This is a genomic window from Nocardia sp. NPDC058640 (assembly GCF_042716995.1).
Lineage (GTDB): Bacteria > Actinomycetota > Actinomycetes > Mycobacteriales > Mycobacteriaceae > Nocardia.
Genome location: NZ_JBHXRG010000039.1, coordinates 1 through 9939 on the forward strand (window position 1 = coordinate 1; position 9939 = coordinate 9939).

The following is a 9939-nucleotide window of genomic DNA, read 5'->3' on the forward strand; positions in this document are numbered from 1 at the left end:
CTGCGCCTAGCGATCTGGGCGAGTTTGCGGCCTTCCTCTGGGGTTACCGCTCTGACGAACACATCCGGCTTGCGAGCCACCGGCACCACCTCCGTCAGGCAGCATCACCGGTCACCGGCCACCGATCAACCCGCCACCCCGAGCGGTTACCGCATCAACCTTTCCAGACGCGGCACTAGATACAGTGAACCCGGTGCCGCGGGGTGTCGCCGTCATTGCTGCGACAAGGCTGCCAACCAGAACCTACCGGATTCGCATGGATGTGCGCTCGCCGTTCTACGAACGCACATCCATGCGAAGGAACTCAGCCGAACCTGCCGACATAGCTCAGACCACGCTGGGCAATGAATGTTTTCGCCTTCTGGTATGCGGTATCAACATCCGGAGTCGACAGGTGGATGGCAGTCGACTGATCGACCGACTCACCACCACCGGCATCCGCCAGCGCCTTGGTCGGGACCAGGCCATGGCCGACAAGGTTCGCCAATGCGCCGGCATCTTGATTGATCGTCTCGAGCAACGAGCGGTTCGCATCGGCGGACTTGGCGTTGACCACGAACTCACCATCAGAGAGCCATGCCGGAACCATGTCGCCGATCGATGACCCGGGGCCGAAGACCGAGCCACCTGCCGCCATGAATACCTCGGGCGGGAAATGTGCGTGGTGGGTGAACTGTCCGTTGTGCGCTCCGGCGGCAGACTTTCCGTATTGGCCGTTTCCTCGCGCGCCTCCCATCTCGAAGTTCACCCCGTTCGGCAGAGTGGCTGCGGTATGGCCGTCTCCGCCTCCGTTGTGATACCAGCCAATATTCAAACTACCGGTGGGTCCCAGCCCGCTGTTGGCCCCGCGAGCGCGCAATGCCTCCTCCTGATTGCCGGTCGCGAAGCGCGAGCCGAACTCCGGCCAGCCAGCGGCGAAGTTGGCCAGCGCGGACACCGCACCGGAACAATCCCCCCAGTTGACACCACCCCACACGTAGGGCGCGCCATCGACACCCTGCGCGAATTCGATCAGGCGCCGCGTCTTGTCCGACATACCCGCCGGTGTAGCGGACGTAGGCTGTTCCTGGTCATCCACCTCGGCGTTCTCATCACCGGCGCCTTCGTCACCCGAGGCGGCCTCCGTCGACTTCGCGCGGTCGGCTTCGATCAGATTCTTGGCTTCACCGATCGCTTGGAACGCCGGGGGGATCCGATCGATGCCGAAGACACCCAACGCATCTCCGAACATGCCCGACATGAAACTGCTCGCCGCGCCCGCGAAGGCAGTCTTTGCAGTGGTATCGACATAGTCCCAACCCGTGCGTTCTTTGCCATCCTTCGTTGGGGCAGGTTCGCCGGTTGAACCGAAAAAGAAACGGCCAACAGCAGATTGTGCCTGCGAACCGAGCAGTGAGGACCACTCGGAGTGCACGACGCCGCCGTCTGCAAACCTAGGCACCGCGCCGGAGTTGATCGCTTCCAGTAGCGGTAGGTTCTGCGAGGTAGACGCGGCGTTGACGATGAATTCACCGTTAGATGCCAGCACAGGAATCACGTCATCGCGCGGTCCCCCCGGCCCGGACAACTTGCCTCCGTCGGCCTTCTTGTCCGGCGATGCGAATGAATGCAGCTTGCTGGCGACATCTTTGGTGCTCACGCCAAGAAATTTGATCTCAGGGAGTGAGCCGATCACGTTCGCGATGATACCGACCACGAACCTGACTTTGTCCATGATGCCGTCGAGCACCCCAGTCACAGCTGACCCCATTCCGGAGAAGACGCCAGAAATACTGTCGATGCTGGATTTGAACATCGGAGCCAGAGTTCCGGCCCAGATGTCTGAGAACCACTTGCCGATCGGCGTCAAGACATTCTTGAACACCCAGTCGAAGCCGACCTTCACCTTGTCCCAGTGCTGGATCAGCAACATCACACCCGAGATGACCAGGCCGATCACGGTAACGATTGTGCCGAATACGCCTCCTTTCATGGAGGTGTTCAAATTCTTCTGCGCACCAGCCATGCTCTTCGTCGCATCGGCGGCGTTCTTCTGCGCACCTACGGATTTCGATGCCTCAGTCGATAGTCTCTTCATCCCATCCGAAGCGCCCTTCACTGCTTCAGCGGATTTCTTCATGGCGTCGGACTGACCTTTGGCCGCGTCTGTCGACTTCTTCATTGCAGCTGCCGAGGCATCGACTGCGCCCGATACGGACTGTGCACCCTGCATGCTGGCGGTTGGTCCGCCCTTCGCCCTCGTATCGGGATTTCCCGCAACACGATCACCAGAAGGCTGCGCGAGTCCGGGGCGAGGGCCTCGGGTTTGCGCGCTGTCACCCCCGGAACTCACAGCATCATCTTGAACAAAACCCGCTTCCCCAGCATTCTGGAGCATCTCCATCGCTGCATCGGGGGCAGTTCCCGCCATCCCCTGAACGAACGCAGTCGGATCGCTGGCAGCACCGGCGAACTGGGGCAGCATGCCGGCGGCGTCTCCGGCCATGGCTGCTGTCCTGCCTACCGCTCTCTTGACCTTGCCCCCCAGAGCCAAGGGAGCCGCCTTCGCTTTGCCTGCGAGATTTCCCAGCTGACTTGGATTCTTCAACTGATCGCGATGCGGAGTACTTGGTCCGCGTCCAGGGATCGGACTCGGCGGCGCTGCGGATTCTTTCGAAGGATTCTTCGATCCGTCAGCGGCAAGGCCATTGGCCTTGTTGAAGCTAGAATCGGTGCGCGTGGAGCTTCCGATTACCTGTTCGTATACCGCATCGCCGGTATACCCTTCCGCCATGTTTTTTGCGACCAAAGAGTCGAAAGTAGGCCCATCAGGGTTTCCATTGTATTTACTTGCATCGCGATGGCGCAGATCTTCGACAGCATCCTCTGGCATCAACTCACGAGCACCCAGTCGCGCCTCGTGGCGTATCCCTTGCGCCCTCTGTGCTCGCTCCTTCAGCGGCACGCCCTCATTTTTCCATTGGGCGTTCAGTTCTGGAATCTTCTGCTGCTGATCGTTGTACCAAACACGAATTCTGGCGAACAGTTCCGGTAACGATTCGTCCGGTTTCGAAGCTTGCGTACCCTGGCCTTGAGGAACTGACACTCTGGTTCGAGCGGGTAACGGCCCCATGAATGGCGTATTCGGTTCCGCGGCCGCAGGTCTACGGGACGGCTGCGTATTGTTTTCAGAGCTCACTGGTAATCTGCCTGCCAATTGCGGTCGCCGGGCATAGCTCACCCATGCAACGAATTGTCGCCTGGTCGAATCCGCATCGAAAGCTACGGAACCCGTTAAATGAAAAGTGATCCCACGGCGCACCGCGGGATCACTGGTGAGTAACTATCAGGTAATATCCCCAATCAGCCGATTGGGCGGACCCAACCTTCAGGCCAGGCATCGAATTCGTCGACTGGGACTCCATCTACGAGGAGGTTGTACACTGATTCTTCGGGAAATTCGCCGATTCTGATCTCTAACGCAACACCGTCGAGGTCTTTCTTATATGGAAATTCGCCGTCACGCCCGTGTTCCCACGTCAGCGCCATATCTCGGTAGTCGGAGCAGTTCACTCTCTTCTTCCTTCCGTCGACGCGCTGTGGCTATATTAGCCGTTGACTGATCAGGCATCGACTGTCGCAACAGACCTGCTGGGCGCAGGCTGTTCGTCCACATCAATGATCTCCGCTGGCGCCTCGAAGGCCTCGACCAGATCGTGCATTGTCTGCAATCGCCGCTCTTCCCGAAGCAGATCAACCGCGGTCATAGGGCGAGGCATCGGCTTGATCGGAGGTGGATCGGCACCTGCCGCGGCGATCACCGCCGCCTGCACACCCTGTAGACCATCGATGACGGTCAGCAGGAGGTAGGTGTCGAGCGTATAGCCGTCCGGTGATGGACCGTCATCGGTGGCGAAGTCGTCATCGTCGTCGTGCCCGAGCAACTGTTCTGCCAGTTCACGATCCATCGAGAGAGCGGTCTTGTACTGCGACCCGCGCGGTAGCCGATCCTTGAACCGCCAGATCGTGCGCCAGTCTCGTGTACGTAATTCCAAGGGCCCGAAGCAATCCCGGACATCGATGCCGCGCTCGAGCAAGTCGTAGTCGAGCGCGGCGCCGAAACGGTCCCAGAACTCTACGAGCCCTCGGATCCCCCCGGAAGCTGCGCGGACCCCTCGCCGAAGAAGTGGGCGTAGAGATCTTCCTGGAAGGCGATCCATTCGTCGATCGGTCGATCGTCGAAGAGATTCTCGACCGCGTCGTGCTGGTCGCCGAGCAGGATCGCCAGTTGGGCGTCTTCATCATTGGTATCGCGCAACGCCTTCGCCTGGCGGCGGGTCATCGGCTGAATGCTGATCTCGGCGGTGAGGTGGTAGGGGCCGCGGCGCCTGGCAGCGAGTTCCTGCTGGATCTCGTAGAACCGACCTTCGTCGCTGGTCCCGGCGATGGTGGACTTTCGTGGTGTAGCCATGGTGGTGTCTCCGGTTTTTGTGGTGGGACGTGGTAGCCCCGTGCCCTTGCACCAGTCAGTACCGACGCAAGGGACGGGGCAACCCGACTACTTCTGGCGCGGCTTCGCGGCAGGCGCGGTCGCTTTCGGCTGATGGCCGTGAGTGAACACGGCATTGACGTAGGACGTGGCGTCGAAGACCAGGTACTCGGCTTCGCCGTCGGTCATGGTGACGGGGTATTCGGTGGGAATCGCGGACATGATGACCTGTTCTCTCCTCCGGTGCTGATGCAAAAAGGAGTGGGTGCGCGCCGTGACCGGAGACACACGACGCGCACCCACAATCAGGGGCCTGAGATCAGGCCGAGGCGGTGGCGATGCCGGTCTTGGACAGAACCTTCTTCCAACCCGCGCCACCGAAGCCGTGCGCCACCGAGTAGCCGGCGGTGTCGTCCTTGAACGCGGTCAGGGTCAGCTTCTGCGACATGATGTTGGTCGCGGTCCACTGCTCACCGGCGTACTTGGTGACAGCGACCTTCGGCAGCACCTTGAAGATGTAGATCGGCGCGGCGTCGTTGCCGTCCTTGGCGATGACGATGGCCGAGTAGTAGGTGATCTGCTCCGACGACGGCTGCGCGAAGCGCACCTCGCCCGAAGCCGCATCCGCACGGACCTGGTCCAGGTTCGCGTTCGTGGTCAGCGCCAGCGTGGTGGCGGTGATCTGCTGCGGCTCGAACTCGATGGTGGTGGTGTCGCTGGTGATGTCGTTACGCACCGGCTCCAGCTCGCCATAGGACTCGATGGGTGCGGCAGTCACGTTGCGGGCGAAGGCGATACCGGCCTTCTTGTCGATCAGGCCGACCGACTTGTAGGCCGCCGGCAGAGTCTGCAGGGCGCCGGTCGCGTCGGTGAAAGCAGCCGGAACCGGGGTGTACCAGGGAGCGAGGAACACGGCCGCGTCGAGCGGCTTGAGCAGCAGTTCGCGCTGCGCGTCCTTGAGTGCCATCAGGTTGGTGGCGGGCATAGCGTCTCCATTCTCGGAAAAGTGTGCTTACGTACTGCCGATTACTGACGGCGGGCGTGCACGGTGAACCCGACTTCGACCAGTTGGTGAACCGGATCGAGGTCGGGAAGGTCTGCAACGCCTTGGCTGCGTTGCAGAGTTGGCGGGAAGTACTTGACTTCGGATACTGCGGATTCCTCCGCCCAGTCGACGAGAACACCGTTCACCCGGGTGCCGGGGCTCGACAGCATTGCTTCGCGCGCTGTGCCGATCAGCAGTTGCGCCGCGGCGCGGTTGGCCGCGGCTGCGACGATGCGCACCTTCGCGGTGTAGGTGATCTCGTTGATGTCGGTGCTACCGCTGACAACCCGGACCCAGAAGAAGGGCATCGCGGTCTGTAGGTCGGTGCCGCTGGCGGGCAACGCTGTCAGGGTGGTCTCGATCGGGGTGAGCAGGTCGACCATGAACTGCTCGAAGTCGGGGAACTTGCCCGGAATCGGATACGGCGACGTCACAGTTTGACCTGCACGTCGACGTGGAGGGTGCCGGCGCCGATGTCGTCGGCGGCGTCCTCGGCGGCGTCGCTAGGCGTCATCATCGTCTCCCAATGTTGTTTCTTACGACGTGGTCTGACAGCTCAGAGGCCGAGCAGCGGCAGGACAACTGGCGCGAGCACAATGGCCAGCTGAAGCAGTTCGAGAAGGACAGGAAGCATGGAATTCACCTCCCCTCGGGTGCGGGCGTTTCGAGGGCCTTCAGGCGGTCCAGCACGTCGGCCAACGCGTCGACCACGGTCATGCCGTCGAGCTGTTCCCAGCCTGCGAACATGCCCGCGTCACGCTGCTGGCTGCCGCACAGCTGCTCGCGGATGTCTTTGACATCGGTGCCGATCGGGCCGCAGAAGGCGGCGACGAAATCTTGGATCTGGTTCACTTCGGCTGCGCTCATCGGAGCATCCTCTCCGTCGATGAATGCCTGTACGTCGCTACGGAACTGGTCCATATCGATGCCGGCGGGGTCGATTTTTCCTTCGTGCGAGTACTCGCGGTGGGCCACGCAGTCTTCGGCGTCGACGCCGATTCGGGCCAGGATCGCCGCGCAACCGCGCTTGTAGGCGTCGAGTTGTTCTGGGGTCCAGTCACTTCCGTCACCACGGGAGACGGCTTCGATGCCGATCACGTGGTAGTTGGCGTTGTTGGTGGGCCAGCCGGGCCAAGAGCCTCGGCCCGCGTGCCAGCAGACTCCTGCGGCGATCACGCGGAAGGTGCCGTCTCGTTCGAGGACCAGCTGAGCGAGGGGGCCGGGCAGGTCGGCGCGGCCGTCTTGGACGATGCGCCAGTCGTTCTTGCCGCCGCCTGCGGTGTGGTGGCACAGCACGCCACGCAGGTCACGGAAGTTGCCGTGGCCTCGGTTGCGCCAGCCTTCGTGTTCGATCACATTCAGCCCGGCATCGCGTAGCACGTCGGCCAGCCATACCGGGTCACCTGTCCAACCCATGGGGTAACTCCTTGTGTAAGTGAAGGTTTGGGGTCCCACCCCCGGTTGATGAAGGGGAAGTGCCGAGGGCGGGACCGGTCACTCCTGATGCTGCGGCGACGTCTACGACCGCAGACCACCTGCGGGAGACTGCGCGCTTCAGGAGCGCGGCATGCGGCGGGCTCGAATCCCGCACTGTGTCAAGTGTTCTCCGGGGGCCGACCGCATGCAGTTCGGGAACGGCGCGAGGCCGTCAGATTTCTTCTTGGAGTGTCGCGGGGATCTTGTAGTGCGACACGGGCGGTTCCTGGCCGGGGACGTGCAGGCGAAGGAAGCCGAGCAGTTCATCGATGTGCCGCTGGAGGGCGCGGATCAGGCGGATCGCGTCGCGGAATCGCAGCTGATCGTCTACCGCTTGCTCCTCGAGCGCGACTACGCGCTCACGCAACTTGGCGACTTCGCGGGCCTGCCACGCCGTCACGGCGGTGACCACAGTCGCAACGGCGATGCCGGTCGCCTGGATGAATTCAGGACTTAACCACGAGGCCATCGGATTCACCCACCGATCCCGACACCGGGGTCACCGCGGGCCTGATCACCGCGCCGGCGATCACCGGGGTGGCGAGGCCGTACAGGGTGAGCAGGGCTTCGACCCACGCGGCGTCGACCTCGCGGCCGACGAGGTACGCGATCACACCGGTGACCGCGACGAGTACCGACCGGATCAGCGCGGGTTCGGGCACCTTACTGATTCGCATGTTGAGTTCCTTTCCGCAGGTTCGCGGGTGTCAGATGCGCCCATCGGCGACATCGCGGTTCAATGCCTGCGCCAGCGCGCGGGCATGACCGAAGCGGACGTAGTCGTCGGTGTGACGACCGTCGAAGAGATAGCCGCGGGCATAGGCGATCGCGCCTGTCCAGTTGCGCCAGTTCTCTGGAGACCACCAGCGCTGCAACTGATTTCGAGTTGCCGTCTGCAGCATCTGCTGCGCCCAAGTGATGGCGGCGTTCGTACTGGCGAAACTGAAGAAGGCGCTCAAGTCGGCGATGGTTCGCAGCGGGTTGCCTGCGGGCAGGGCGGTGATCGGATCACCAGGTGCCGCAGCCCAATACGCGGGGATGCCTCGGATCTGCCGTTCACCGACGACGCCGTAGCCGCCGGGATCGACCAGACCGATGAACTTGCCTGCCGGCCTGCGAGGGTCGGCGATCAGCGCGCAGGCGATCACTTCGCGACCGGGATGCTCGCCTCGACCGATCTCAGCAGCGAGGTCACCGGCAACCGCCGCTCCCTGCGAATACCCAGCCAGGACAACCGGATTCGGTGAACGATCGATCGCCGCGAGCAGTGCGCGTTTGCCTTCGGCGACACTCTCGGTATAGCTCACGTACGAGCCGTAGTCGGCCGGATACGGGACCATCCGAGACGTGAAGATCGACTTGTTCAGCGCCTCGGTGAACGCGCCGGTGACGCCGTCACCGCCGGGGTTCCAGGTACCGCCCATGACGAGAACGTCGATGGTTCGTGGGTCCCGTTGGGGCCGTGAACCTTTCATTGACCACATAGGAATTGCCTCTCTGGGACGTTGGTGGAGGTCCCGCTCCGGACTGCTTTGTCCGGAGCGGGACCAATTCACCCCTGAGCTGCTACAACGTCGTTCGACCGCAGCGAAGTGCGGGAGACGGGCGCGTCAGGGGTGGGCATGCGGCGGGCTCTGAACCCGCTGGATCGGAAGTTTTCGTCCGGGGGCCTGCCGCATGAGTTCGGGTCTAGGGGTCAACGAAAGAACCCCCGGTCCGTGAGGGCCGAGGGTTCTTGTCGTCGATGGCTAGAGCTGGTGTTTTGCTATCTGTAGGTACATGTCGCCGGTGCCAGGCGGCGGCCACCCGCACCCCGTCGGGACGACGGTGTCGTGACTGGGGCCCCATTGCAGTCGGTTCAGCGCGTGGACCGGCAGCTCGCCGATCTCGTCATCCGTCAGGTACTGCAGCCGCCAGCTGAGCAGGAACTCGGAAACGCCAAGGCACGCAGCGACATCGACGAAATCCTCGGACAGGCTGATCGCGTCCGACAACGCCGGAAGGCTGATCATTCGCCCGGCCACCATGCTGTGGATATCCATCTCCAGCCGCCCACGCCACCCCACCCACTTGAGCGCTTCTTGGCCCTTTCTGGACGACGACAGATCGAAGTGGGCGATGCAGTGGGCCACCGCTTCGTTTCGGGCACGGTGATCAAGCGACTTCGACACCAAAATGCCCCGGTCGCGGTGCGACCAGTTCCAGTCCTGGTTGTTCAGGTGAACGATTGCGACCTTGATGCCCTGCTTGAATGCCTCCTCAAAGGCGTTGTAGGCGCTGGGCAGCACGTCGAAATCTTGCGCGGTCATCCGGTGCCTCAGCCGATCGGATCGCGTAGCGACCGCCACTGGGCGACAACTCGGGCGACCGTGCGCAGATCCTCGATGTCGAAGCTGGCGGGGTCGAGGTGACCGGGTGGACGCTGGTAGCTCGACCTGGATTCCCGAGACGAAACGCTCGGGTACGACGGGGTTTCGCTCCCACCACCCGCCTCGTCGGACGGACCTGCACCGAACAAAGTAGACACCTGCACCCTAACCATGATCACGATCATTGCCCCCACTGCTGGGGGCTTCGGCTACCCACCTTAATGGGCAGGTAAACCTCCGACGCCATCGCCCACGGACGAACCCGAGGAAGAGGAAGAGGAAGAGGAAGAGGAAGAGGAAGGAATGCGGTGTGCTGCAACCGCTTTGGGCATGCGTCCGCCCGCTGAGTAAATGATGACTGAGCGGGTCTGCGATGTCAACAGTTCCGTCGAAATTGGTCACAAGGCGCAGGTCAAAGACGTTGTGCTACGCCACTTTTCCGGGCTGGTGTTGCGCCACTCGCTCTGGCGTAAGCGTTTTCAGGGCCCGAGAACGACCCCGGGGCGGCCGCCCGGCTCACGGCCGGCCGCCCCGGGGTCGGTGGCTTTCTAGGCGCAGAGAGCAAACAGCCGCACGGGCGC

At 62.5% G+C, this 9939-nt stretch carries 12 protein-coding genes; all 12 read right to left on the reverse strand.

The window, feature by feature from the left end; genetic code table 11:
* Nucleotides 1-304: 304 nt before the first annotated feature.
* Nucleotides 305-3085, reverse strand: coding sequence for a hypothetical protein (locus ACFWU5_RS26380; protein WP_379269483.1), 2781 nt, complete (start codon nt 3083-3085; stop codon nt 305-307).
* Nucleotides 3086-3602: 517 nt separating this feature from the next.
* Nucleotides 3603-3947, reverse strand: a complete 345-nt coding sequence (locus ACFWU5_RS26385) for a hypothetical protein (RefSeq protein WP_379247486.1) — start codon at nt 3945-3947, stop codon at nt 3603-3605.
* A 167-nt stretch (nt 3948-4114) separates the two neighbouring features.
* Nucleotides 4115-4450 carry a hypothetical protein gene (locus ACFWU5_RS26390; protein ID WP_379247484.1) on the reverse strand — a complete coding sequence of 112 codons (336 nt, stop codon included), beginning with the start codon at nt 4448-4450 and terminating at the stop codon, nt 4115-4117.
* A gap of 87 nt (nt 4451-4537) precedes the next feature.
* Nucleotides 4538-4690: a hypothetical protein gene (locus ACFWU5_RS26395; protein WP_379247482.1), complete on the reverse strand. Its 153-nt coding sequence runs from the start codon at nt 4688-4690 to the stop codon at nt 4538-4540.
* A gap of 97 nt (nt 4691-4787) precedes the next feature.
* The gene (locus tag ACFWU5_RS26400; protein WP_379247480.1) at nt 4788-5453 is read right to left on the reverse strand and encodes a hypothetical protein; all 666 of its coding nucleotides are present in this window, start codon (nt 5451-5453) and stop codon (nt 4788-4790) included.
* 41 nt (nt 5454-5494) lie between these two features.
* Complete coding sequence (locus tag ACFWU5_RS26405) at nt 5495-5947, reverse strand: hypothetical protein (protein WP_379269485.1); 453 nt, start codon at nt 5945-5947, stop codon at nt 5495-5497.
* Nucleotides 5948-6152: 205 nt separating this feature from the next.
* Nucleotides 6153-6929 carry an N-acetylmuramoyl-L-alanine amidase gene (locus ACFWU5_RS26410; RefSeq protein ID WP_379269487.1) on the reverse strand — a complete coding sequence of 259 codons (777 nt, stop codon included), beginning with the start codon at nt 6927-6929 and terminating at the stop codon, nt 6153-6155.
* 232 nt (nt 6930-7161) lie between these two features.
* Nucleotides 7162-7458 carry a hypothetical protein gene (locus ACFWU5_RS26415; RefSeq protein ID WP_379247474.1) on the reverse strand — a complete coding sequence of 99 codons (297 nt, stop codon included), beginning with the start codon at nt 7456-7458 and terminating at the stop codon, nt 7162-7164.
* Nucleotides 7436-7666, reverse strand: coding sequence for a hypothetical protein (locus tag ACFWU5_RS26420; RefSeq protein ID WP_379269488.1), 231 nt, complete (start codon nt 7664-7666; stop codon nt 7436-7438). Before ACFWU5_RS26420 ends, ACFWU5_RS26415 begins: the two co-directional genes overlap by 23 nt.
* A 30-nt stretch (nt 7667-7696) precedes the next feature.
* Entirely contained in the window at nt 7697-8413 is a 717-nt protein-coding gene (locus ACFWU5_RS26425) for an alpha/beta fold hydrolase (RefSeq protein WP_379247471.1), read from the reverse strand.
* Nucleotides 8414-8737: 324 nt separating this feature from the next.
* The gene (locus ACFWU5_RS26430; protein ID WP_379269490.1) at nt 8738-9298 is read right to left on the reverse strand and encodes a hypothetical protein; all 561 of its coding nucleotides are present in this window, start codon (nt 9296-9298) and stop codon (nt 8738-8740) included.
* Between the two features lie 8 nt (nt 9299-9306).
* Nucleotides 9307-9516 (reverse strand): hypothetical protein, encoded by a 210-nt coding sequence (locus ACFWU5_RS26435; RefSeq protein ID WP_379247467.1) that lies wholly within the window; start codon nt 9514-9516, stop codon nt 9307-9309.
* Between the last annotated feature and the right edge of the window lie 423 nt (nt 9517-9939).

Coding starts and splice junctions, on each gene's coding strand:
- ACFWU5_RS26385 (WP_379247486.1), bottom strand. CDS start 3,947: ATGGATCGTGAACTGGCAGAACAGTTGCTCGGGCACGACGACGATGAC.
- ACFWU5_RS26390 (WP_379247484.1), bottom strand. CDS start 4,450: ATGGCTACACCACGAAAGTCCACCATCGCCGGGACCAGCGACGAAGGT.
- ACFWU5_RS26395 (WP_379247482.1), bottom strand. CDS start 4,690: ATGTCCGCGATTCCCACCGAATACCCCGTCACCATGACCGACGGCGAA.
- ACFWU5_RS26400 (WP_379247480.1), bottom strand. CDS start 5,453: ATGCCCGCCACCAACCTGATGGCACTCAAGGACGCGCAGCGCGAACTG.
- ACFWU5_RS26410 (WP_379269487.1), bottom strand. CDS start 6,929: ATGGGTTGGACAGGTGACCCGGTATGGCTGGCCGACGTGCTACGCGAT.
- ACFWU5_RS26415 (WP_379247474.1), bottom strand. CDS start 7,458: ATGGCCTCGTGGTTAAGTCCTGAATTCATCCAGGCGACCGGCATCGCC.
- ACFWU5_RS26420 (WP_379269488.1), bottom strand. CDS start 7,666: ATGCGAATCAGTAAGGTGCCCGAACCCGCGCTGATCCGGTCGGTACTC.
- ACFWU5_RS26425 (WP_379247471.1), bottom strand. CDS start 8,413: ATGGGCGGTACCTGGAACCCCGGCGGTGACGGCGTCACCGGCGCGTTC.
- ACFWU5_RS26430 (WP_379269490.1), bottom strand. CDS start 9,298: ATGACCGCGCAAGATTTCGACGTGCTGCCCAGCGCCTACAACGCCTTT.